The 24962-nt window shown below is 46.4% G+C and carries 25 protein-coding genes and 1 pseudogene; 15 read left to right on the forward strand and 11 right to left on the reverse strand.

The genetic code is table 11. The features are described 5' to 3' along the window. Positions 1-2: 2 nt before the first annotated feature. From bamC to MJ769_RS13145, 3 genes are all read right to left on the reverse strand, one after another. On the reverse strand, positions 3-1052 hold the full coding sequence (bamC, locus tag MJ769_RS13135; RefSeq protein ID WP_239237592.1) for an outer membrane protein assembly factor BamC: 1050 nt from the start codon (positions 1050-1052) through the stop codon (positions 3-5). 271 nt (positions 1053-1323) lie between these two features. Further along, positions 1324-2202, reverse strand: a complete 879-nt coding sequence (gene dapA, locus MJ769_RS13140; RefSeq protein WP_239237593.1) for a 4-hydroxy-tetrahydrodipicolinate synthase — start codon at positions 2200-2202, stop codon at positions 1324-1326. A 48-nt stretch (positions 2203-2250) separates the two neighbouring features. Beyond that, complete coding sequence (locus MJ769_RS13145) at positions 2251-2700, reverse strand: FKBP-type peptidyl-prolyl cis-trans isomerase (protein ID WP_445083099.1); 450 nt, start codon at positions 2698-2700, stop codon at positions 2251-2253. A gap of 218 nt (positions 2701-2918) precedes the next feature. Between MJ769_RS13145 and MJ769_RS13150 the strand changes: the two genes are divergently transcribed. The 11 genes and pseudogenes from MJ769_RS13150 (at position 2919) to MJ769_RS13200 (ending at position 14115) form a co-directional block, all read left to right on the forward strand. Then, on the forward strand, positions 2919-4055 hold the full coding sequence (locus MJ769_RS13150; protein WP_239237594.1) for an acyltransferase family protein: 1137 nt from the start codon (positions 2919-2921) through the stop codon (positions 4053-4055). A gap of 87 nt (positions 4056-4142) precedes the next feature. Next, entirely contained in the window at positions 4143-4475 is a 333-nt protein-coding gene (locus MJ769_RS13155; protein WP_239237595.1) for a hypothetical protein, read from the forward strand. 15 nt (positions 4476-4490) lie between these two features. Next, positions 4491-5438: a DUF808 domain-containing protein gene (locus MJ769_RS13160; RefSeq protein WP_239237596.1), complete on the forward strand. Its 948-nt coding sequence runs from the start codon at positions 4491-4493 to the stop codon at positions 5436-5438. Positions 5439-5834: 396 nt separating this feature from the next. Further along, on the forward strand, positions 5835-7505 hold the full coding sequence (locus tag MJ769_RS13165) for an FAD-dependent oxidoreductase (protein ID WP_239237597.1): 1671 nt from the start codon (positions 5835-5837) through the stop codon (positions 7503-7505). Positions 7506-8175: 670 nt separating this feature from the next. Next, positions 8176-8330: pseudogene (locus MJ769_RS14810) on the forward strand (transposase); the annotation flags it as partial. A 175-nt stretch (positions 8331-8505) separates the two neighbouring features. Next, entirely contained in the window at positions 8506-9264 is a 759-nt protein-coding gene (locus tag MJ769_RS13175; RefSeq protein WP_239237599.1) for a hypothetical protein, read from the forward strand. Between the two features lie 762 nt (positions 9265-10026). Next, positions 10027-10878 (forward strand): methylated-DNA--[protein]-cysteine S-methyltransferase, encoded by an 852-nt coding sequence (locus tag MJ769_RS13180; protein ID WP_239237600.1) that lies wholly within the window; start codon positions 10027-10029, stop codon positions 10876-10878. A 180-nt stretch (positions 10879-11058) separates the two neighbouring features. Next, positions 11059-11511, forward strand: coding sequence for a DUF3465 domain-containing protein (locus MJ769_RS13185; RefSeq protein WP_239237601.1), 453 nt, complete (start codon positions 11059-11061; stop codon positions 11509-11511). A gap of 193 nt (positions 11512-11704) precedes the next feature. Then, positions 11705-12700, forward strand: a complete 996-nt coding sequence (locus MJ769_RS13190; protein WP_239237602.1) for a YhdH/YhfP family quinone oxidoreductase — start codon at positions 11705-11707, stop codon at positions 12698-12700. Positions 12701-12793: 93 nt separating this feature from the next. Then, a complete protein-coding gene (locus MJ769_RS13195) occupies positions 12794-13153 on the forward strand; it encodes a VOC family protein (protein ID WP_239237603.1) in 360 nt (119 codons plus the stop codon). 512 nt (positions 13154-13665) lie between these two features. Next, positions 13666-14115, forward strand: coding sequence for a hypothetical protein (locus MJ769_RS13200; RefSeq protein ID WP_239237604.1), 450 nt, complete (start codon positions 13666-13668; stop codon positions 14113-14115). Positions 14116-14296: 181 nt separating this feature from the next. Here the strand turns inward: MJ769_RS13200 and MJ769_RS13205 are convergent, their stop codons facing one another. Further along, a complete protein-coding gene (locus MJ769_RS13205) occupies positions 14297-14896 on the reverse strand; it encodes an AAA family ATPase (protein ID WP_239237605.1) in 600 nt (199 codons plus the stop codon). Beyond that, positions 14893-15312 (reverse strand): ParD-like family protein, encoded by a 420-nt coding sequence (locus MJ769_RS13210; RefSeq protein ID WP_239237606.1) that lies wholly within the window; start codon positions 15310-15312, stop codon positions 14893-14895. Before MJ769_RS13210 ends, MJ769_RS13205 begins: the two co-directional genes overlap by 4 nt. Positions 15313-15684: 372 nt before the next feature. Between MJ769_RS13210 and MJ769_RS13215 the strand changes: the two genes are divergently transcribed. Together MJ769_RS13215 and MJ769_RS13220 are read left to right on the forward strand one after the other, a co-directional pair. Then, entirely contained in the window at positions 15685-15966 is a 282-nt protein-coding gene (locus MJ769_RS13215) for a DUF768 domain-containing protein (RefSeq protein ID WP_239237607.1), read from the forward strand. 594 nt (positions 15967-16560) lie between these two features. Further along, complete coding sequence (locus MJ769_RS13220) at positions 16561-17925, forward strand: GGDEF domain-containing protein (RefSeq protein WP_239237608.1); 1365 nt, start codon at positions 16561-16563, stop codon at positions 17923-17925. A gap of 314 nt (positions 17926-18239) precedes the next feature. Here the strand turns inward: MJ769_RS13220 and MJ769_RS13225 are convergent, their stop codons facing one another. After that, entirely contained in the window at positions 18240-18854 is a 615-nt protein-coding gene (locus MJ769_RS13225) for an alternative oxidase (RefSeq protein ID WP_239237609.1), read from the reverse strand. 323 nt (positions 18855-19177) lie between these two features. Between MJ769_RS13225 and MJ769_RS13230 the strand changes: the two genes are divergently transcribed. Beyond that, positions 19178-19321 (forward strand): hypothetical protein, encoded by a 144-nt coding sequence (locus MJ769_RS13230; protein WP_239237610.1) that lies wholly within the window; start codon positions 19178-19180, stop codon positions 19319-19321. 230 nt (positions 19322-19551) lie between these two features. Here MJ769_RS13230 and MJ769_RS13235 read toward each other — a convergent pair whose 3' ends face one another. The 4 genes from MJ769_RS13235 to MJ769_RS13250 all read right to left on the reverse strand — a co-directional run bounded on the left by MJ769_RS13235 (position 19552) and on the right by MJ769_RS13250 (position 22660). Next, a complete protein-coding gene (locus tag MJ769_RS13235) occupies positions 19552-20496 on the reverse strand; it encodes an HDOD domain-containing protein (RefSeq protein ID WP_239237611.1) in 945 nt (314 codons plus the stop codon). 196 nt (positions 20497-20692) lie between these two features. Then, a complete protein-coding gene (locus tag MJ769_RS13240; RefSeq protein WP_239237612.1) occupies positions 20693-21121 on the reverse strand; it encodes a cupin domain-containing protein in 429 nt (142 codons plus the stop codon). A 185-nt stretch (positions 21122-21306) separates the two neighbouring features. Beyond that, the gene (locus MJ769_RS13245) at positions 21307-22122 is read right to left on the reverse strand and encodes an ion transporter (RefSeq protein WP_239237613.1); all 816 of its coding nucleotides are present in this window, start codon (positions 22120-22122) and stop codon (positions 21307-21309) included. Positions 22123-22252: 130 nt separating this feature from the next. Continuing rightward, on the reverse strand, positions 22253-22660 hold the full coding sequence (locus MJ769_RS13250) for a hypothetical protein (RefSeq protein WP_239237614.1): 408 nt from the start codon (positions 22658-22660) through the stop codon (positions 22253-22255). A 381-nt stretch (positions 22661-23041) separates the two neighbouring features. On the opposite strand from MJ769_RS13250, the gene MJ769_RS13255 reads away from it, so the two are divergent. Then, on the forward strand, positions 23042-23227 hold the full coding sequence (locus tag MJ769_RS13255; protein ID WP_239237615.1) for a hypothetical protein: 186 nt from the start codon (positions 23042-23044) through the stop codon (positions 23225-23227). Between the two features lie 48 nt (positions 23228-23275). Here the strand turns inward: MJ769_RS13255 and MJ769_RS13260 are convergent, their stop codons facing one another. Beyond that, positions 23276-24832 (reverse strand): AIPR family protein, encoded by a 1557-nt coding sequence (locus MJ769_RS13260; protein ID WP_239237616.1) that lies wholly within the window; start codon positions 24830-24832, stop codon positions 23276-23278. Positions 24833-24962: the final 130 nt, after the last annotated feature.

Raw genomic sequence — 24962 nt, forward strand, 5'->3', positions numbered from 1 at the left:
CGTTACTTGGCCAGCTGTTTGTACAATAACTCTGTTAAACGTTGAGTCGCCTCGTCATTGCCAGAATTTCCGTTAAGAGCACCAACTTCGCTACCAGCATTATTCTCACGTACAAATATTTGATAACGTGCAGCTCCTTCGGTCGAATTTTTAGTTGATTTTCGGTTACTATCACTACGCCAGAACAGCAAGCTATCGACCCAGCTTTTTTCCTTCGAGGAGTCTTTACTCGCGTTCACGAAATAGATGCCACGAACTCTATTCTTGTCCTTTATCTCTATGCCCGCTTGATCTAACGCCAACCCGACCTTGCGCCAACTCTTGTCAAATGGCTCGTTCAACATAATGATTTTGCTGCCGTTAATATCTTGCAGCTTCGGCATGATGGCCGCTCTCGATGAAGATTTATCGAGGGTCTCTTGAGATTTAGATGCGTGCTCTGCCTGAACCTGATTTTCCGTTCCTCCCCCTAACTTGATCATCAATAATTGCAGCATGCGGGCTTCCAGCTCAGGATCACTCGGACGTGACCTCCATTTATAGCCGTTCTTATCTACATCCAGCGCCTCTTCCATGCCGCGATGGCTAATATAAATTTCCGAGCTATTGCCATCCTTGCTACGTTCCAAGCGAGTGCTATACATGTCTTGTTCGCCAGATGAATTTAGTTTATCGAATATCTTGCCAAATATTTTACTTAAACCACTTCTCTGGATATTGGCACGCCTCTCTGCCCAGTCTGTTTCGATGAGACCAGCCGCAGGATTGTCGGACTTGATGGTAAAACCTTGTTCCTGCCAGAATTCTTTAACCAACGGCCAATTGATCTCTACTTTGCTTCCCACGACTAGCCAACGTTGAGTGCCGCTACGTTCTAAATGCACATTCGTTACTTCCGGCAATACGGTGGAATCAACACCAACTTGCGTTACTTGACCTTCCTTAACAAAATCAGAATAGTTAGCTGCGTTCTCGCCGTCACTGCCTGGTATAGTATGTTTGCTTCTAGCAACAGGGGCAGTCAGGTCAGGCGGAACTTCTAGCGTTGGCACCTGGCCTGCCCCAGATTTATAATCAACACGCTTATTGTCAAGGCCAAGGGCACTGCATCCGCCCAAAATTAATAATGAAAAAAATAATGCAAATAAATATAGTGTTCTCATGCCACCTCTGAAATCATTTATTACTATAAGTTCAATTAGTTGAGTATTACATTTTTAATAAATACTCGGACATTCTGGATACGCAGCACAAGACGGAATCTGCGTTCAGTCATTGCTCCCGCTATGGCGAAAATTTTACTGGTGCTGGGTCGGAATTGAGCTAATTGATCACTCCTGCCTGGCGCATCGCATTTCCCACTATGTCTTGGGAAACTGCAGTCAGTGGCGCAAGCGGCAGGCGCAGTACATTCTTCATTTGCCCCATAGCTGACACAGCCCACTTTACTGGTATAGGGTTGGCCTCAATAAACAAGTGGCGGTGCAACCCTAACAGGCGGAAATTGATCGCGCGCGCCTTGACTAATTCACCGTTAAAGGCGGCTAAGCACATCTCATGCATTAACTTGGGCGCCACGTTAGCGGTAACTGAAATCGTGCCATGTGCGCCCAGCAATATAAGCGCCAACGCACTTGCATCATCACCACTGTATATCGCAAAATCTTTGGATGCCCGCTGTAACAGATCACTACCACGCTCGATATTACCAGTTGCATCTTTGATGCCAACGATATGGGGAATCTGTGCCAAGCGAAGCACAGTATCGTTATGCATGTCCGCACAAGTGCGTCCTGGCACGTTATATAGTATGTGCGGCATATCTACAGCTTCGGCAATGGCTTTGAAGTGCAAGTACAAACCTTCCTGTGTTGGCTTGTTGTAATACGGCACCACTGTCAGCGAAGCATCTGCACCCGCCTTTTTTGAGAAAGCTGCTAATTCAATAGCCTCTTTGGTTGAATTCGCGCCAGTTCCGGCAATCACTGGAATGCGCCCGGCGGCATGCTTCACTGCCTCCTGAATCAACAACTCATGTTCGGTTACATTCACCGTAGGTGATTCGCCTGTGGTGCCGACAACTACAATACCATCCGTGCCCTGAATAATATGAAAATCAATCAGAGCGCGGAACGCAGTTAAATCCAGACTGCCGTCTTCGTGCATAGGGGTTACGATTGCAACTATACTGCCTTTAATCATGGCTCTTGGAGATGTTGAAGTTGAATCGATTATTGAAGACATTTATATTTAGTGGACGCCAAATAATTCAACATCAAAAACCAATGCTGCATTTGGCGGGATAGCACTTCCTGCACCTCGTTCGCCATAGCCCATGTCAGCGGGAATAATGAGTGTGCGTTGACCGCCGACTTTCATACCCGCGACGCCTTGATCCCAGCCTTTTATTACCCGCCCTGCGCCTAATGGAAAAGAAAAATGTGCACGTCTATCGCGAGAACTATCAAACTTTGACCCTTTGTTACTTGGCGCAGTCGCATTATAAAGCCAGCCTGTGTAATGCACGTCGACCGTTTTACCTGCTACAGCCTCTTTGCCATCGCCGACTTTGTGATCTATTTTTATGAGTTTTGTAACTGCAGTCGCTGCACTCTCAGTGGCAGAAAATGCGTTCTGGGTTGGCAACACCATAGGTAAAATAAATGCGCCAGAAAACAACAATGCTTTAATGTTATGCATGATCAATCCTTAATTAAAAATAACAGTGCAATAGTATCATTTTAGGAACATCTAGACGGGGAGCCTGTGACACTATCAAAAGTATATCTCACACCTGTCATTTAAACATCGCGCCCAAGTATTATATTGGGGCACTTATTCAACAAAGATCAACCGATGCCAAACACAGATTTCTCGTACTTGTTTACAAAGTTGGAAAAAATAAAGAAATCCCAGTGATGACTTCGCCGAAAAATAACGTTTTCACAGAAGACAAAGCCCATTTACGTGTATTAACTGGACTGCGTGGATGGGCGGCATTATGGGTGCTGATCTTTCACGTTTATGAGAAATCACAACATGGTCCAGTTTTTTTCCCCATTGGCAAATGGAATATTGACCTAACACCTTTTTTCTCATTAGGCTGGTCGGGGGTGCAAATTTTTTTTGTGCTATCTGGATTTTTGCTTAGCTTGCCGTTCGCCCAATGGCAAGCAGGATCACGGGACAAGCCTAATCTAAAACGCTATTTGTTCCGGCGGGTCACCAGGGTATTTCCGGCTTATTACGCCCAGTTAGCTATCTTGCTTGGTGGAGCTTATTTACTGGGCCTAGCGAGTCCGATTGCCAATGTGGAATCATTTTTGAGACATTTGTTCATGTTGTTTGTGCCGCCTCCAGTAGGCATGGATCCAATCAACACCGTGTGGTGGACATTACCCATTGAATTCATGTTTTATCTGGCGCTGCCATTTCTGGCAGGACTGATCAATCCAAAACGCTGGCTGTTATTGCTGGTTTTTATGTTGACCAGTATGTGGTTGTGGCGCGCAGGAACAATCCTATACACCGGCCCGGGAAATTTTTTGATGTCATCGCAATTGCCTGGTTCCATGGATTCATTTGGAATGGGCATGCTCGGGGCAATGTTACATGTCAGTAAGAATAGCGTATCTACATGGATGTCAAAGCACCATAACCTGATAGCAATAGCAGGCCTGGCAATCTTGCTCCTGTGTCTGTATTGGATGCATTTTGGGTGGATGGATTATTGGAACCACAGTCTGATTTTTTATACTTGGACAACGGTATTCAGCTTCGCGGCAATTTTGGTGGCAATAGCGGGTATTAACGGCAATCGGTTGATAGGCTGCCTGTTTGGAAATTCAGCTATCGTTTTTGCTGGCGTTGTAAGCTATAGCATTTACTTATGGCATGTTCCCCTGCTCAGATGGCTTGCGGACATCGGGGTATTTAGCGCGCTTCAGGATGACAGATTACCCTTACTACTGCTGGCGACTACGGTAGGGACGATTGCTATAGCTTCAGTATCCTATGCGCTTATTGAACGGCCATTTATCCGTATGCGACGTTGAGACTATAAAAAACCTGCATTCGCTTAAATACTCACCTCGTTATCAGCCATAAATCCATTACGAAATAAAACTGAAGTGGAATACGATATGGCGCGATTCAAACCGAGGCACGATCGAGTTCCTCGACCCCTACACCAAGCCTTAAAACTTCTGCCAGTCGATTTCGAACAGCAAGTCACTGCGGCAGTTTTGAATACACACTATGCCATCTGGTCGATCATGAACTCGATCTTTCTATTTTCCATGCCCGCTAAAAGAAATGACGTCGATGGCGCATTTGCCTACGATCCGGCAGTGCTGATCAAGATAAGTCTGTTGGCCCAAAGCCGGGGCAACAGCGAGAAGCTTGATATGATGATACTTTCACCATACCTTCAAATAGGCATAACATTTATGCAAGACTACGCATCATTCAATTAAAAAGGGATTCTTAACATGGCAGGAACTAGCCTTTTAACCCTAATCGACGACATCGCAACCATTCTGGACGATGTTGCTGTAATGAGCAAAGTCGCAGCTAAAAAAACTGCAGGGGTACTCGGGGATGATCTGGCGCTTAACGCTCAACAAGTGTCAGGGGTCAAGGCCGACCGCGAATTACCCGTTGTCTGGGCGGTTGCAATAGGATCACTCAAAAACAAATTCATTTTGGTGCCTACTGCAATTGCTATCAGCACATTTATCCCGTGGGCTGTAACGCCATTGTTAATGCTGGGTGGAGCATTCCTTTGCTACGAAGGATTTGAAAAAATTGCCCATAAATTGATACAAAGCAAAACAGAAATCAATCTACATCACATTGAGCATATGGGGGCAGTCGCCAATCGTGGCGTCGATATGGTCACTTTCGAAAAAGACAAAATTAAAGGCGCAATTCGTACTGACTTTATCCTGTCTGCTGAAATAATTGTAATCACCCTAGGCACGGTTGCAACGGAATCGTTTTGGATACAGGTAGCAGTACTAACAACAATTGCCATCATCATGACCGTCGGTGTCTACGGCTTGGTGGCTGCGATCATTAAGCTGGACGATGCTGGAATTTACCTTGGTCAAAAAAACGGTGAAAGTCTATTTCGCAAAACGCAGCGTTGCATAGGAAACGCTATTTTAAAAATTGCCCCTTACCTTATGAAGAGCCTGTCTATCGTCGGCACGGTTGCCATGTTCATGGTAGGCGGGGGGATTCTTATCCATGGCATATTTGGTACATCGGAACTACTCCACAATTTAGCAAGTAGCGACAGCGGCATGATTGGTTCACTAGCTAGCATTGGGATACCTGTGCTACTCAATGTCCTGACTGGAATTCTGGCTGGTGCGGCCGTCTTCCTCGGTGTGACCGCTGTAAAACGAATTTTTCGGGCGGTCGATCAGCCTTAATGCGTGGCAAATATTCGCAGACGCCTCTGTTTGCTCGCCTATTTTGAGACTACCTCCAATACTTAGATACCGACTCTAAAGTCAAGAATTTTTCAGGTAATCGTGTTGATATGGCTGTTGAGTTTTGAATCCGCCAGAGTAATATAAATATGAATGCCTAACAAACGAATGCAGTCGGCTAAACCAAGCACTACGCTCGCAATTTGTCCTTAATGTGTGGCGTTCTGCGACTTAGAGAGTGGACGCTAAAATAGCGCTGCGGGAAAGCAGTTAGGTAAATCGAAATATTGAAACTTGATGAAAGTGTACTGCCTGTGATTTCAATTGCTGAGGTGAATTCAAGAACGCACGGAGTAGCATAGCGCCAGCGTAGAGACAGAAAAAAGGAGATACCAGATGAGTCAGAAAAAATTGGAAGAATGCGGAATGGACGCTTCGAGTTTCATCAAAAGTTACGTTGAAAAGCACAAGAAGGAATTGGAAAAACTGAGAGAAAATGCCGCTGCGCTGAAGTTCGATGGACAGTGGTTCATCATTGGCGATAAAGAATACCCGCAGAAGAGACTGCAATACGCGACGACGTCATTCGAAGAAGCGGAAGTTTCCCCGCGCATCATTTTGTATCCGGCTGGAGAGATGGATATCCAGAAAGCGATGGGCCTGTGTCGCGAGCTTGGGATGGCGATTGCCGTGCGCACTGGAGGACATCAATACTGCGGATACTCATCAACCTTGCCGGTAAACATGCAGATTGATCTTAGCCAGACCTTTCCGCTGTACGAGTATGACACGGCGAACAACGTGCTGCGCTGCGGCGTCAGCCACCCTTTGGGGAGCTGGGCCGAGAAGAATCACGAGAACGGAATCTACCTGCCGATGGGGATGTGCGCGCATGTGCACCTCGGTGGTCATGTGCATACTGGAGGATGGGGAATGGTGGCGCGTAGCCATGGCATCTTGGCAGATCACGTACTGGCGTTCGACATCATACTTGCGAGCGGTGACAAAGAGCGGATCGTGCGGCCCGAAGCCGGGAAGACGACAGGGCACAACGACGACGTCTACTACGCTGTATTGGGTGGCGGAAAAGGAGGCGATTTCGGGATCGTGACGCATTGGGAATTCAGTCCTTTACGCGACGAAAATTACCCTAATTCTGCGTGCTACACATTTCTGTGGCTTTGGTCGGAGGAGAAGATGAAAGCCGTGGTGCGCAAGATGGAGCAATTGTCCAAACTGTGCGCAGACGGAACGGTACCATCCGACTACGAGTTTATGCTGACCATAACGGGTTACGGGTGGATAAACTGGGTGTCCGACTCGACCATAAGTGAACTGGAAAAGCTGGGATTCGGCGACGACCTTTCGGTTCCGGCTCCGCCTCTGATCCAGCTGTGGATGTGTTTCACGAACAAGGAGGGCGTGAGAGAGAAGTTCGACGACCAGTGGTTCGAATCTTTCGCTGCAGAAGATGTCTGCGGAAACCCGCTGGTGGCCAATCGACTGAAGAACACCCCTGTCTCTGAAGGACTCGCGCAACATTTCATTATGAAGCAGGATCGGGAGATGGAATATCCATACGTCAAGCGCTCTCGAGTCACGATGAACGTACCGGAGGGGTTTGCCGAAACCTATACCGAGCGCATGCTCAAGATCATGTCTTTTTCCACCGGGCTTTGTCAGCACCTCGTCTCGCAAATGCAGATCTACGCGGGTGGTGCCGTGGCGGAGTACGGGAAAACAGGTATCACGTCCTATTCATGGCGCCAACAAGCTTTTGCCATGAGCCACGACTCATTCTATTCGGCAAACTGGTTCTGCCGCAACGAACGCCAGAATGCAGAGCAGTGGCAAAAGGAAAACGACGCGGTATTTATCGAGAAAAAGGCTTATGCGGACGCGGATATGCGAGTTTTTGCATACACCTTTGGTGACCGGGTACTAGAGGAAGTGTGGCCCTTCTTCTATGACAGTAAGGAAAAATACGAACGATTGAGAAGTATCAAGGGAAAACTTGATCCGAATGGCCTTTTTTCTGCTGATCAGTTTTCCTTACAACCGTTGTAGATATACGGAGCAGATTCCGGCAACCGCAGTATCATCAAGGAGCGGAGCAGAACCTCGCTCCGTATTTAGAACACTTGTTGACGGGCTTAGTGTGACACCATGCTCCGGTGAAAAAACCGCAGAACCCGATGTTCGAGATTAGCCGGACATCCGCTTAGTCTTTAGGCAAAAACGAGTGGGGAGCATCGAAAACGAGTAGTGAAAGCCGAAACGCACAACGTGCGTCTCTCAGAAGTCGCCCCCTAAGACTGATGATGGCGGGCTGCGTACAAGTTGTATGGAGTCCAACAGATTTCCTGTCGGGCTTCCATATTGCTGAGGTAATTGCTCTACTATCTGAGATCAAAAAGGAGGATATTCATATGGTTCAAAAGGCTGCTGTACTATGTGGGAAAATGCTGTGGTCATATGCTGCAAAATCTATCAAGCGTCTAGTCGGCTCTTGGGAGGTCCACCTTCCTTACAGGGTAATCCTGCTGATGAGCCTGTGAGAATCAGGCGAAAAGGCAATGAGAGTTTGCCTAATACGGCATTCAAGCGGACGGGCTTAGCCAGTCGCTTAATTAGGCGTTGAGGCTGAAAAAAACCTAAATCCGTCAAAAGACCATTCCAAGATCTGCCATCCTTTCATCATCAGTACGTACATGCTGCGGAGATGATCACGCGCTGATTTGCAACAGTAGAGCCGTTATTTGGCAACCTGTGCGGTAACAAGCGATGCATCACTCTACCCTGCGTGGAAAAACCAAGGTGGATGGACAGTGGAAACTTTACTGCCTAGTGCATAATATTGAAAAGCTAGTGAAACAAGGTTATGAGAGATAAGAATGCCGGGAAGATAAATTCTCGCCTATTTATCCCACGAATATGCCGCTCGTACCAGCCTCGTTTACAATGAAGATGATGGCTTTGTTTGAAAACTTTTCTGCTTAAAGCTGAACCAAGCGTTCAGATTTGGGTTTTTACAGCTTCGTTATGCACAAAGAGCCGCGCACTCCACATGAATACACAAGAATACGTATTAATCCTAATGAATGACGTGGGAGTCGTTAATTTATTATCTTTAACACTTGCAATCGCAGGGATATTTTTTTCTGCATATTTTTACTTAAAAGGCAAAAAAGAAAAATTACCCACATATAAAATAAGAAGTACAAGCCTAATAAGAGAAAATATTAAGCTAAATAAAGATATATCCATAAGTTACAAAAATGAACCAATAGAAGAATTAACGATGTCTAAGATTTCAATTTGGAATCGTGGATCTGACGTTATAAATAGTTCGGACGTAGCAAAAGCAGACCCCATAGCTATTAAGATACCGAATGAGCATACGATATACTCAGTTGAAATCGATCATATCACCAGCCACATAAACCAATTTTCAGTACAGTTATCAGAAGATAGAAAAACAGTGGCGATAGAGTTTGATTATTTTCAGAAAAATGAAGGCGCAATTTTTAAGATATTTCACAGCGCCCCAGGCAGTAACAGCTTAAAAATAACTGGCTCTATCAAAGGCGCAGGCAAAATAAAAGATGCCGATACCCTAGATGATGATTACTACGCCATGGTGTTTCTCGAAAAGTTTTTAAACCCAGTCCTCCCCAGTAAGAGCAGGGAAAAACGAAAAGCCATGATGTTGTTTTTGATATTACTTACTCTTCCGATTACATTACTCCTTATTTTGCTAGGTGGATTAAGAAACCTGCTTCACAGATCACCTACAGAATTCAAGCTTCTCAATCTAGAAAACTAACTAAATTTCCCCCAAAACACTTGCGCATAACAACTGGTTCAATTTGTTTGCTTCGCTCACTGGGTCGGGCTAAAGCCTACTCCTTAACTAAACGTTATGCACTACATCCAACCACATATAATTAAATAATAAATTAAAAAATGAGGCATTACATCTGACAACATCTGATTTTGAAATTTCTGCGATGGAGAGAATTTTGAAACAAAAATATTTGAGCACCGCCGTCATCTTAATTGTTTGTAGCCTTTTTTCCGGCTGCTCTTCGCAGCAGCTTTATAGTATTAGCCAAGAATATCAACGTAACCAATGCCTACAGATACCTGACAAAACTGAAAGTAACAGATGCTTGAGCAAGGTACCAAGTTATGACGATTACAAGCGAGACAAAAATTCGGACACCAAATAGCCAATGCTAGGGTGGCTTCCTTATACAATCAGCCGTTTTTTTCAGTCATCCAAAATATATTGCTGGCTATGCATTCGCATTGAGGCGTTTACTTAAGTTGATCCACCCGGCAATCCTTTACTTTTGTCCCAAAAATAGCAAGATTCGGGTCGCATATGAGTGCTTAAACCTTCATACTTTATTCGTGCTGGAACAATTTTTTGCCAGTAAATAAATTAAATTATCAGAGATTTCACAAAATGCCTGCACTGTCCAACAAGGCCGCCATCACGGCCTGCTCGACGCTCCTCGTTGACGGCAGGTTTCCATTAGTCGCATCTGAATAAGTAAAACCAAAAAACCCATGGGAAATTTAGATGTCTGAATATGACCGCATAGCCGAAGCGATTTATTTTATTTCCAACCGGTTAAATAGTCAGCCGACTTTAAATGAAATTGCAGCGCACTTGAATTTGAGCCCCTTCCACTTCCAGCGACTATTCTGCCGTTGGGCCGGGGTAACCCCTAAAAGATTTTTGCAGGTGCTTACCTTGGAGCGCGCCAAGCAATTGCTGAAAGAATCGAAACCCTTGCTTGAAGTTTCAGATTCCTTAGGGTTGAGCAGCAGTTCGCGTTTGTATGATCACTTCGTACATTTAGAAGCGGTCACCCCCGGGGAATACAAATTGGAAGGCGCGGGTTTAACTATTGAGTATGCGGTACACGACACGCCCTTTGGAAAAGCGTTTATTGCCATCACTGCCAGAGGAATTTGTGTTTTTTCGTTTCTGGAAAACATGGAAATCGAAGAGCATCTCACTGCTTTAAATAAGAAGTGGCCGCATGCGCTAGTGCATGAAAATCGCCAACGAACGCTTGCGGTTATCAGGGCCATGTTCGGCGTAGAAAAGAAGTTGGATCGTCCTTTATCTTTGCATGTTACAGGTACGAATTTTCAGATCAGTGTGTGGAAAGCCTTGTTGCAAATACCGCCGGCAACGGTGACGAGCTATTCCCAGGTGGCAACCGCGATAGGCCGTCCAAAGTCTGCCAGAGCGGTGGGGCTGGCGGTAGGTGCAAACCCGGTTGCATTCCTCATCCCCTGCCACCGCGTCATTCAACTAAGTGGAAAGCTTGGCGGGTACCGTTGGGGTGAGGGGCGGAAACAGGCGATCCATGCATGGGAGTCAGCACGAAATGAGCAACCTTATCACGGCATTCAAGAGTGACGCGCAGCCTTTCAGTTTGACGTTGACGCTGTAGAAAAAGACGCTGTCGCAAATTTTTTGCACCCATTTCAATATTTCATATAGCATTTCTCTGTCGTCTATTCCATACCCTCAGCCCGACGTTCAACCAGCTTTTGCAAAAGCGAGGAACCGGTTGACGCTATGTTTGAAAGCTCACGCATGAAAAAAATTCTGTTCGTTGTTGCAGCGCTGTTTGCTGGATACGCCTACTTTGGTAGCCAATATAGTGCTACGCCGAATAACGCATCGACCGCTACACAGAACCAGCGTGCAGATACATCCGACACGGCAATTGCGAATGCATTTGCAAACAAAATTAGCAACTTACAGGTCTCTGGTCAAGGCGTTGTCATCAAGTTGCTACCCGATGACAATGACGGTAGCAGGCATCAAAAATTCGTAGTCAAATTGGCCAGCGGTCAGACGCTATTAATCGCACACAATATTGATCTCGCTGCCAGAGTTGCCAGCCTGAGTGAAGGCGATTCAATTATGTTTAATGGTCAGTATGAATGGAATGCAAAAGGCGGAGTTTTACATTGGACGCATCTAGATCCAAATAGGTCTCACCCTGCTGGGTGGCTACAACACCAGGGTAAAATTTACCAATAAAACTTTAAAGCCCTCGTTCCATTTCTTTCCTTTGGATCGCTCGACGTTGCGCATTTACATCCGCGCAGCGCCGGTTAGCTCTATGTTAAGGTGCCGGTGAAACAGCAAGCATAATTTCAACGATACCTGGTATCACTAAGCGCATATTTGTTTTTTCAAGCTCAGCCAAACTGGAGACCCGCGAGGCATCATCATGGAACAAACCACATTTAGAAGCTTGGTGATTGAAGAACTGAATGGCCGGTTTTCAAAAACTGTTAAAACAAGGTCTATTGGTGATTTGCCAAAAAATGATTTACTGATCCGAGTTCAATATTCCTCCTTAAACTATAAAGATGCTCTTTCCGCAACAGGCAATAAGGGAGTAACAAGAACATACCCGCACACGCCGGGAATTGACGCTGTTGGCACAGTTGTGCATTCTGACAATAAAAAGTTTCGTGAGGGCGAAACAGTTATCGTCACCAGCTATGACCTGGGTATGAATACACCTGGAGGCTTTGGGCAATATATTAGCGTGCCTGCGGACTGGGCGGTGAAGTTGCCGGATGAACTTTCGATGAAAGAATCGATGATTATTGGCACCGCAGGCCTCACTGCCGGAATGTCTGTACTTAGACTGACAGAGCATATCAAGCCAGAAGATGGAAAAGTTATAGTGTCTGGAGCAACCGGAGGAGTTGGCGCACTGAGTGTAGCTATTCTGGCAAAGTTAGAATTCGAGATTTCAGCAATCTCAGGCAAAACGGCCGAGTTCGATTTTTTACGCAAGCTTGGCGCAAGCGAAGTAATTGCGCGCAAAGATTTTGAACAGGAGAATGAACGTCCCCTGATGAAGGGTGTTTATGCCGGAGGAATAGATACAGTAGGCGGGAGCATCCTGGACAATATGATCAAATCACTTCAACCCATGGGGGTGGTTACCTGTTGTGGAAATGTGGCTACAGCAAAACTCAATCTCACAGTATTCCCGTTCATTCTCAGAGGCGTCTCCTTAATCGGAATTGACTCTCAAAATTATCCTATGCCTTACAGAGAAATTGTTTGGAACAAATTAGCCAAAGACTGGAAACCCGATAACTTGGTGGATGTTTACAATGAGATCTCTTTGGATGAATTGAGCGATCATATTGATCTTATGCTTGATGGAAAATTAAAGGGCAGAACAATTGTTGATATGGAGTCATAACCAGCGGGTGGATAGTGACCGAAATTCTATGCGCTTCGTTTCAGGATTCCGGCAGGCCAACCCAACGTTATAAATCTTAAAGAGGAACGAGCGATGACTGAAAACGAAAAAATAAACTATATTGAATTCCCTGCCCATGATATTGAATCAACCAAATCATTCTTCACTTCAGTCTTTAATTGGCAGTTTGTTGACTATGGTCCTGAATATTCATCTTTTTCGAATCAAGGCATAGATGGTGGTTTTTTCAAGTCAAATTTATCGGCATCTACACAAAATGGCTCAGCCCTAGTCATTTTCTATAGCCAAAACTTAGAAAGCACTCAACTTAAAATTGAACATGCCGGTGGTGTTATTTCAAAAGTGATCTTTTCGTTTCCAGGTGGGCGTCGTTTTCACTTTTTAGAGCCTAGCAATAATGAATTCGCAGTGTGGTCTGATACGGTTGCATAACAAAGGCGTGAACTACGCAACCTTCAGTGCCGGATCGCTTTCTCTCTGCGCTTCAAATCAACTATTTACGCAGGGCGTGGCGGGTGAGGATGAATTATGTTATTGAATCAAATCAATGGGCAACCCTACTCCGCAATAGCGGCTTCGTTTAGCACCTGGCTTCAATGGTCATGCTTAATTTTTACTGGGGAACTTAATGATGAAAATTTCTCTTTGGTTTTAATGTTAATACTGGCACCTTTCGCATCACATGAGGTAGCCGCACATGGATCAACCCAGGTAATACAGAATAACTGCATCAACAATATACAGGGCGCAATATCCTGGAACTACGAGGGTCGCAAGCGATAGGCACCGTCAATCTTAAGCGCCTTTGCGCGGGAACTCTGAATGCATCAGAACCCGGGGCTTGTTTCAAGAAAGTAATGCATGGCGGCGTCAACTGGGGCAGAGAAACGCAATGAAAATGGTAAAACGCGCTCGATTTATGTGCGGGAACCAGCAATGCAAAGATGACCGTCTATTGTTTTCAAGGCAGCCTGAGCCAGGGAAACCAATGGGCGCATGCGATAAAAGACTGTCGTGCACCCAAAATGCTGGCTATCGCGGAAGTCCTGATCGCTGCTCCCCAAGTCAATGAGATCGCCCAGTCCGGTAACTCAGGCCCGAACATTTGCGAGGCTGGCGTCAAATCGATTAACCATGATGGCAACGTCGAAGTGCGCAAGCCCGATGGAACTGTTACGGAATATTTCGACGGCGGTATGAAAATCACCAGGCCAAATGGCGAATCGTCATCCGCGCTGTATTCAACGCAGGCTCCGGTTGCCATACCGCCAGGGATCCCGGACCAAACCCATAGTTCATGGCTGAACTCTCATAACGAAGGCTTGCTCAACATATTGAAAAATTTTGTGAATAATGATCAGGCTGCTAGACACCAACGTTCTTTGGTTTGGTGAATTATTCTGCGGCCACGACACTTAAATTTTCCATTCGGAAATGGCGTATCTGGTATTGGCATATCCAACCATTGTCATAGCCCGTACCAGCCGTCGCCAATATTATAAAAGTGACCAGAAATATCCCTCGATCTTTGCCACCGTATCAGCAGCGAATATTAATTCTGGGAATTCTGGGCATTTATTCTGATGATGGACTCATGTAATCGGTTAATAATTCTTGGCACCATTCAGGTAGTGAATGGCTTTTTAATTCAAGTTGCCCATCGTGAATAACAGCAACTTGCTGAAAAGGGTTGTCGGCGCGAGAATTGTCCAGAATATAGGTGTGATTGCATAAGGGCAGCGTCTGTTTTATCAACTTTAATACCCTTGGAATCCGACTGATTACTTTTTCTTCGGGAACATAATGTCCACCTTCACTCATGCGTTGAGCGATACGTGCTTGATTGAGTGAAACGTCATTCAAATGAATGAATACCAAAATGATTTCATAACCTGCTGTTTTGGCCTGAGCAACAAAATCAATTTTTGAAGGATGAGAAAAAACGGTTTCAAAGCAGAAGCTTCGTTCTTCCCGTAATAGCTGAAAGCGCATTTGTGTCGCCAATAGCGCGGCATCATAGCTGTGTAATTCCGGCGCGAGTGGATAAAGTTCTTTTGCCAATATATCAGCATTAATAAACGGTATGCCACGCGCTGCTAATTGCGTGTGATAAAAAGTGCTTTTTCCTGAGCCATTCCCACCAGCCAGTAACCAAAGCTGTTTTTTGTGCTTCAAGATTTGAGCATGTTTATTTCAACAAACTCGCCATCCTGAAATTTTCCTGTCTTAACTTCTCCACTCGAATCAATTTTCTCCAAATAACCCGGGTGCGTTAAAGACACCTGATACTTTACCAGGCTGCTAGTAACGGCCTGAGGCAAGGTTTTATAAGTGCTACGCTGATCTTCAAGCTCTCGAAAAACTTCACTGGGATCAACTGCTTCACTATAAATAGGTGCGACTTTGATTGTTGCTAATCCGGTTGCAACAGACAGCAAATCATCCGGGGTCAGCATCGCGGATACGTTGCGCCCCATTGCAGCCCAATACTCAATTTGTTCGGCGGTACTACGGTGATACTGCTTACCCGTCACCGTCGCCAACTTCATCAAATCTTCTTGCAACCGAATAGGAGAAGCAGATTTTGCCATGATCATTCCTTGCAAATGGTATCTGGAAGCATGAGTGTAGCAGATTGCTACATGTGTGTTTAACGTAATTTAAACCTGATCCCATAACTTTAAATTTACGCTTAAAAGTTATGGGGACACATTACTTAATTCCTTGCGCAATTAAGTAATGCGTCCCCAGCATTCCAGTAAAAAACAATCACTCTCATACCTGCCACCATGCCAAGCGTAAGTGAGATGTTGGGCTTCATTTCATTCAGCCCAATCTACCGCGCTGTTGAAGCATATAATGCAATGTAGTAGACTTCCACTTACTTGGATCGAAATACTGGGTGGGTCACAGCGGCTCGGGAAACCGGCCCCAAATACGATGCAGAAGAGAGGTGGACAATCATGAGCAAGCGCTTCCAAAATTGGGCTGAGACTTGGATCGAGGATAACATCCTTCATGGCGGTAATCCCGACATCGAGAGCTACGATGTGCGGGCAAGGCGGCTGATGGATGAAATGTACACCGCAGCGGCTGCGGCCAACTTCTCAGACTTAGAGACTGCGGAGGAGCGGAAGCACCTTGCACCCCTGGTTATGGCGAAGGTCTCGGACGACACCGAATTCGACTACGATACATTTACGCTCAAGTATCTACTGGCGGCGGAGTTTGAAGACGGCGACTGAGCCCCGCCCGACTTACTCACACCGGCTAACCAACGCATTCAGCTATGCAGGGTTGGCACGGTTTTGCCTCGTAGAGGTCCTCGCACCCGGAGGGTGTGCCCACCCGAATTCTCAAAAATCGCGAATCGACTATCTGGCAACGGCGATTCTGTGAACACCAACTTTGCGATGAAAATGTTTTTGCCCGCCCTGTCGATTACATTCATTTCAATTCGGTCAAACACGGGCATGTACAACGTGCAGCTGCCCGCGTGGGCTCAAGACGTGCCCACCCTACTCGACTGACATGGCCTAATAGTTGCGACCGCTCTTCGCAATCGTCTTCATTCAAATGTAAGTCCTCAAACCTATTACCACTTGAAGTGACATGATAAAGTGCGCCGGATAGCAGCATAGAATTGAGGTGCGCAAATAGCTGATGGAGTAGATGGTTATGGTAGCGGTGAGAAGTTGAGATTCTTTTAATTCAACTCGGGCTCAGAGCATTGCATCAGGGACTAAAGCAATGGGATTCACACGAAGTGCAACGATTATCTTACCCATTACCCGCATTTCAATTTAACTTCCTTATCGAGGTACAGACGTAAGATATTTATGCAGATATCGTTCGCAACATTTTCAAGGGGGGGTGCGGTCTTCGCGGCATTGATGGGTTGCGCCGTCCTCGTGGGCTGGCTGTTCGACATCAGCGTGATCAAGGCCATGATACCCAACCTGAAGGGCATGAAAGTGAATGCCGCGATCAGTTTTGTGGCGGCAGGCGGTTCCCTCTGGATGCTTCAAGATTCAGCACGGTCACGTCCAGGGAAGTGGATGGGAATGCTGCTTGCGTTGGTCGTGGTCGCAATCAGTGCAGCCACCCTTGCCGAGCAAATCAGCGGGATGGACTTTGGAATCGACGAGATTCTGATCCACGGCGATAGCTTGGTTTCGAGTAAAGGAGAACAGCCTGGGCGGATGTCGCCGGTCACCGCACTGTGCTTTTTCCTTACGGGTTTCAGCTTGCTTACACTGGGCGCGCTCTGTCCCAAGTCGCCCGCTTGGGCCTGGTGGCTTGCCTTGCCGATTCTGCTGCTCTCCCTCGTCGTCTTGGCTGGGTATGCATATGGAACTAAGTCGCTATATACCGTCGCTGGCTTTACTACGATACCTTTGCACGCGGCTATCACATTTTTTCTATTGAGCCTTTCTCTGCTGGCAGCAAATTCCTCGTACAAATTCACAAAACTGATGACAAGCGATACGGCGGGAGGATACGCGCTGAGACGCATGCTGCCCTCGTTGATCCTGGGTATCTTCATTGCAGGCTGGCTGCGGTTAAAGGGCGAGGAAGCAGGCTGGTATGACGTTCATTTTGGCGTGGCCTTGATGGTCTTATTGACTACACTCATCGGGAGCACTCTCATTACGTGGATTGCAAAAAATCTCCACGACTTGGACATCGACCAGAGACAGAAACTTGCCACTCACGACTATCTGACAGGGCTGGTTTTGCCTGGTCTCGCGATGGACAAGCTGGAAATCGTGCTTCATGCCGCGAGAAACTCAAGTAAGAAAGTAGCCCTGCTCTTCATTGATCTAGACGGCTTTAAGAGCATAAATGATACTTTCGGACACGAGGCAGGCGACTATGTCCTGAAAGTGGTAGCCGATCGTCTTCAAAAAGCAATACGCCATTTCGACACCCCGGCAAGGGTGGGTGGTGATGAATTCCTTGTGATACTCGACAATTTGTCGGACGAACAAATGGCCGCTGAGATTGCTGGACGCATCATCAGCGCAATATCTCAACCTATCGAGTATTCAGGTGACTCATTGTCGGTCGGAGCTAGCATCGGAATTGGTCTATTTCCAGATAACGCTACCGACGCGCGATCATTACGGCGAGTGGCGGACCAGGCAATGTATGCGGTGAAGCGTAGCGGCAAAAATCGTTTCGCCTTCGCCGGGATTGAGTAAATATTCTGGCTTCAGTGCGCTAGTGTCCGACTTCTACCGCTTCGGGACGCGTTATGGCATCTGAATTGAAACGACCCAGCTTGGTATGTTAGGCAGAGCACAGCGAAGCCCAACGCACTGGCTCCGATGTGTTGGACTGCCCGTTGGTTAGCCCAACCTACTGCGCTGTAAAGTTTTGGGGACGGATATGGCGTGCTACAAACACAGAGACACTAACCCCCGGTTTCTTGCGTTCACCTGAAAAGGCGACTTTTACTCAGCACGTTCGAATATGTTATGAACCATCTGATTGACCATCGAGGAAAAGACTCGGATCAAGTCAGCATGTCGGCAAATCGATGATTGACATCACGGTGATGCGCCTCGTCAGCGCGAATCACAATGATTACGTCACGCAACCGTGCGTCGGGGGCGAGCTTCCAGTATTCAATAGCGATCTTAGGGGCTGCTACATTGGCGTAGGTACCGTCGTCAACACCAGCCAAATATTCCGTGTAGCTGTAGACCGCTTCTTCCTCGAAGTAGCCGACGACCCGATGTGCGGTTTTTGGAGACAGCAGGTAAAGAAGAAAAAATAAATTGAAAAAAACTCCCTGCGCAAATAACACCAGCAGTCGCTCAAACGATGAGGGTTGAGCAATCTGGATGAAAGTCATCAAATGCATCCGTTCGTTATCTGCTTCCTCCAGGAGCGTAAGTATCCAACCATCATCGCTTTCCATGCGACGCAAAGCACGCAAGTGTTGAAGCGCGCCGCCAACCATGCCAGGGACGGCCGCAACCGTTTCCAGCACTACCGCACGGTGGCCATATCGACGAGCGAAGAAAGTGTCGGCAAAAAAACGGAGGGCTTTCGTGAAAGCGTAGGCAATTCGGTCAGAAACATTCTTAGGATCGTGGTGTGGCGCTGGTGAATTCGTAACTGACAAGTCGATCTCCTTCTGCGTGTGAGACAGCTACTCTCCGTCAACGGGGGCACCTGAGCAGACACTTTAACGTCGTTCGAGTTGCGTGGCACCTCCGCCAGACGGCTTGCGATTATGGCAGGCGAGTAGTGAAGCTGCCAACGGAGTGAAGCTGAGACGAGTCTGGCATGCAAGCTAGCCATCTCTGGTTTCTTGCTGCGTGATGCGCGCTGATTTTGGATTTCCCCTGCACCGACGGCTGAAAAACTGAAATCTTGAAAACAGCTATATGCCGCGAAGCGTAGCTCATTATCTTTTTTTATCCGCACGATGACTTGCGTGCGACCATGAAAACGGTGAAAAACGCGCATCCGTTTGCTGTACTGGCGATGGTAGTGTTATCCGAACATCTGCATGCGATATGGCACTTGCCACCGGGCGCCGCCGCCGATCCGTTATGCTGGTCGCTTATCAAGACCGGGTTTGCATAATCATGTCTTCGATAGTTTTGATGCCCCTGAGAATCAACTCGAAGTTGCCCTGCATACCTTTGAAAACAATGCGCCTATGGTCAAGTTCATCGTGGCTTGGGGATGGATTGTGATTGCTTTACTGCATTAGAAATGGAATAACAAGAAACAAACCGAACACCACGCTACCTAACCAAATTGCAACTCTACCAAAAAGGCTTTAATACGGTGGTATTTTAGCGGTAGCCGGATCATGCTTGAGCTTCATTTGTTTGGTATAAGGAAATCAAACACGATGCATCGTCCTGTGCAGGCACCATCTTGATATTAAACAATTCCCCCCATTCCTTCCAATCGCGAGCTGCCTGATTGGCAATGGCTGCAATCTGTTCAGCATTCAAGTTAAGTGAGGCACAGATTTCGAAAATGCGCGGCAGCATTTCTGTCCGTGTATGATCTTGGGCAGTAGAGAGATCAGCCAATTGCGTCGCCAATTGCAAGGCTACGATGAGGTTTCGATTCCGCGAACCCTGCTTGTATCCAGAGGCTTCTGGATCATCGATAAATGTTACAGCATCAACAAACAATTTGGGCATGCCCCAGTCAACCATCATGGCGGCGGTAAGATCGCGGCTGTTCATACCAAATACATCGGACTCGGCTTGCAATAGCTCTTTCAGCGGTTTTTCAGCGTACTGTTCGAGAAGCTTTGAGTATGCGTCTGGTCGCGCTGAAGCGAGTCCAAGCTGGCCTATCTCGGCGAGGAGGCCGCATATAAATATTTCAGCCACAGGAGCAGTGCGCACTACAGCGCCTATCGCTTGCGCTGCGCATGCCATGGCTACTGAATGTGACCAGAATTTCTGATAATTGAATCCGTTGCACTTCCCCTGCTTGTTTGACATGACCATTGAAAATCCCAAAACTACCTGCTGGGTGGCCTGGATACCGATCAGAATTAAGGTGTCAACGGTAACTGAGGCAATTGGACGATTTTTATTTGGATTAATATAATTGGCCAGCTTGATGATGCGTCCGGCCAGCGCCGGGTCACCCAGAATAATTTGTGCCAGTTCCGGCAGAGCAAGGTTTTCTTTTTTAAACTCGTTCATAAGAGCCAAAGCTACTCCCTTGGGTGAGGGCAGCACTTCAGAGGCCTTGAGTTCGTCGAAATTCAGTTTGTCTTTTGTAATCATGGCATCAGTATACGTTCAACACAGGACAATCTCATCATACTCGATTTCGCACGACAATCTTATTTTTGTAGAGCATTTTACCAGCAGCATCAATTAGCCTGAAATGGCACTGAATTAACGAATATTGAATATTAGTGAATGCGTCGCAAGAAATTTTCTGTCGCCTTACTGCTGCTTGTATCTGCCAAACCGGAGCTCAGCGGGGCTGCACGGCTTTATCGCACAGCCCCGCTGGAGCGCCGGGTTGGGCGACTGCGCTATCACCAACGCGATTGGGAAACGACACTTCCAAAACAACACACCCAACGTCGGTTTTAAATGGCCCATGCAGTTCCCCTGGAGGCCGACTAGCGTAATGCCCTGCCTCCAGCCATATATCGAATGCCTTGTCGTAGAGGCGACCGGAGACAATGAAAACCTCTTCGGGGTACGGGTGAGTTTTCCCGCCGAATGCCGTCGTGTCCGCGCCTGGAAAAAAGCGCGTCAATCTGGTGTATTCACCCGTGTCTTGGTCAACGCTGAGAGTCAGTTCTTCGGCCATTTGTTCAAGATCTTTGATCGCCGCCCAATGTTCCCGACTCGCAGGACTTAGAGCGTTCCAGTAGGTGGTAGTTGACTTGGTCATGTACTTCTCCGACGCAGAAATAAATTCGGTAGCTTGGGCAGAGCACAGCGAAGCCCAACGCACTGGCTCCGATGTGTTGGGCTACCCGTTGGTTAGCCCAATCTACCACACTTTCTCTGCAGCAATAAGGAACACCAAAGTCGATGCCGTCATAAGAAATATATAAGCATCCAGATAATCAGGCATTAAAGCTTGAGCTCTACGCCACAATACTTACAGTGCACGGCATCGCTGTCGTGCCCACTGCTATCGCAATTTTTGCAGCGTTTATGGGTTTTAACTTTTTGCATTTCAGAGACCAATTCGGCACTGATAATTCCCGTTGGCACGGCGAGAATAGCGTAGCCGGTAAGCATCGCTAAACTGGCGATTATCCGCCCAAAGTTTGTGTGCGGAGTAATGTCGCCGTAGCCAACAGTGGTTATTGTCACCACGGCCCAGTAAATACTGGTGGGAATATTTATAAAGCCATATTCTGGCCCTTCCACCACATACATCAGCGACCCAAAAATAACGATAATGATCGATATGGAAAACAAAAAAACGAAAATTTTTCGTCGTGCCATCAGTAGTGACCGCATTAGCACGTTGGTCTCGCCCATATACTGAAACAATTTTAGCACCCGGAAAATACGCAGTACCCGCAACAGCCGTACCACCAGCAGCAAACTGGCCGAAGGAAAGAACAAGGCGATATAGGTCGGCAAAATCGTCAATAGATCGACAATTCCGTAAAACCCCCTGGCATAGGCTTTTGGATTCGGCGAACACCACAGGCGCGTTGCATATTCCACAGTAAAGAGCAGGGTAAAAAACCATTCGACAGCTAAAAATGCCGCGCCGTATTTAAGGTGCGGCCCTTCAATAGAGTCGAGCATAATGGCAAACACGCTGAGCAAAATCGCGCAAATCAGCAGCAAGTCAAAGTTCCGGCCAGCCGGTGTATCGGTGCCAAAAATAACTTGGTAGGTTTTTTCTCGTAGGGTTTTCGGTTTATTCATGCAGTTATCGCTTGATCAGAAAGCAAGGGGCAGCCAGCTAGAATTTATCATCAATGATTTGACGCGTTGACCGCAGTCAAACTGACTGACCCCTTGATTTTATTATTGTTAGATCTGACATCTATTGTTACTAAAGTACGTATTGAATCAATAAAATTAGTATCAAAACTAAATGAGGGAAAGCCACCGTAGGCCGAATTGATTGGCTGACATACTCATTAATTAGGGATATACCCCTTAAACGACCCTTATGATATTCACTGTTGAATTGAAAAGCACTCTCTTCACTTTTTTCTGAGATAGCTTTCTCGATCTGTAACAGCCGTGGCTCTATACGTGACTGAAACGTCTTCCAAATTGCATCTTGAAGCCATAACACCCCCAATACCAGCAATATAAAAATGTTGATTACACCCGATATCTCTGCCGCCAATAAGACAATAACGTTTAGTAACTTTATATAGAGAGAATGCTTTTCATAGCTATCAAACTGGTTCTGAAGTAAACACCATTCTGTTTTAAATTCTTTTGTTTCCATAGCTTACTCTGTCTTTTGTTGTGTCATTGAATAGCGGTATAACGAGGCTGTGAGTCCCTTTATACGCCCAATATTCACACATAGCCCCAATTGCTCTCACGGATGTACGAACCACCCAAATATAAAGACTACAAACATGGCTTAATACTTGCAACCACACTTCTCTATTGTCATCAATCAGGTACATGTCCTCAAGTCCGTCACCTCTTGAAGTGACATGGTAAAGCTCAGTAGGTTGGGCAGAGCACAGCCCAACGCACTGGCTCCGATGTGTTGGGCTGCCCGTTGGTTAGCCCAACCCGCCGCGCTATGTAGGGTGGGCACGGTTTTGCCTCGTAGAGGTCCTCGCACCCGGAGGGTGTGCCCACGCGGATTCTCTTCGTGAGTCGACTATCTGGCAACGGCGATTCTGGGAACACCAAATTTGTGATGAAAATGATTTTTTCCCGCCATGTCGATTACATTTATTTCAACCCGGTTAAACACGGGCATGTACAACGTGCTGTGGATCGGGCTCATTCGACATTTCACCGCTATGTGTGTGATGGGGTATATGCGCATGACTAGATTGACGCTGCCCGCGTGGGCACAAAGACGTGCCCACTACTTGACTGTTTAGTCCGCAGACCATCGATACTCAAAGTCTTCGCTTTTCAAGGCGGTTGCCTCCGTCAATTTCTTTTTGATATCAGCACCGCCCGGCATCATTGGAAGCATACTGAAATAGTTGCGTATTGCTCCATTGATGCCAGCTAGACAGCTTTTAGACTTAATCCAGTTTTGTGGACTGAACACCCTATTTGCGGGCTGTTGCTCGTTGGCCGCAGCTTCCAGTGCCATATTGAGGCTAATCCCAGCGACCTTAACAATTTCATCTGTCATGCCAGATGCAAGTGAAATTTCGTATGCCTTAGATGGACTTGGAACCCGCTCAGATTGATTATTGGAAATGGAGAAGCACATAGCTATTGCGTACAAATGGTGATACGGCGCATAGGCACGCATTGCAAGGAGTGTCTCGTTTAAATTAAGTGGATTTGCAGTTACCCAGGTTTTAAATACCTGGTTCATCCACAGGTTAAGTGCAAGGACATTTTCTGGTGAGTAGTCTTTGTTCTTAAATAGGGTCTCAAAGTATTTGTCGAAAATCTTCGTTTCGCCGTAAGAAAGATTAGGTCTTTGTGAGTGCCAAGCTACAAGGTTTTTAGCAAACTCCGACAACTCGACTACATGGTCTTTGTTTCTATCAGCGGGTGCTGTTTCCCCGCGCATCCTAATGAAGTATCCGCTGGGATACTTGAGTTCGTACGATTTTTTAATTGCCAACACACGTTTATCGTTGCTTCTCAAATCGCGCGCCTTAACGGCGCTTTGCGAGTTTGTGTAAATTGAAATCTTGTCGGCACGATCTCTTTGTGGAATCTCATAAAATCTAACTAGAATAAATGAGTCATCAACTTTCTTTACTGTTTCGCTACATGAAAGTATCGTATTCAGTGATTGGCAGCCATTTACTACGCTCAAGCCGTGCAGTGAAAGCGTTTCTCCAGCTAACTCCATTTTATTGCACAACGCGGTGATGCCGTTGTGAAAAAAGAAAAAATCAGAACGCTTATCACCCGTGATAGTGTTTCTGATGCCCTTGTTTACTGCATTGCTTGAACCTAAGCTTTGACGGACATTTTTCTGAAAAAGTGTTCCATCTTTAATGCCTGGGAATTTGATGCACTCCTTTAATGGAAGAGCGGCGATAATTACTGGTGTACCCGCAATTTCATGGAACATGAATTTGCTTCCACTAAGGCTGATTTTGAAATTGATACTGGGATTATCTGACTCAATTGCGTATTCGTGACGCCGCCTAAGCTCGTCGTTGTCTATTACATGGATGGTGGCATCGAAGTCATCATTCTCACCAAACTTTGCCAACTGCTTCTGGAATGCTTCTAGATCATCCTGAGCGGATTCGGTTAATTTTCCTGTTGTAATAAGCTCAAATGATACGTCGTAGTCCTCGTCAAGTGCCGCTGCAAGTTCAGATAGCTTTCTTTGTAATTTTCCATTTGCAACGTTCTGAAGTCTAGCCAAGTCTTTAATCTGTATCCATGATGAAAGAACTTCACGGAGCGGCTCGGCATCGACCACGCCACCCTGAATGAATTTCCCTTGCACGATGTGAACCATCGAATTGTCATCATCAATGATAATTGCATCAATCTGTTTATCGCCTGCACCATCGGTAATGTCATCGCGGATTCAACAACGAAGTGCAACTTTTTCTAACAGAATGATGGGGCGAGAT

This window comes from Candidatus Nitrotoga sp. BS (assembly GCF_927797785.1).
Classification (GTDB): Bacteria; Pseudomonadota; Gammaproteobacteria; order Burkholderiales; family Gallionellaceae; genus Nitrotoga.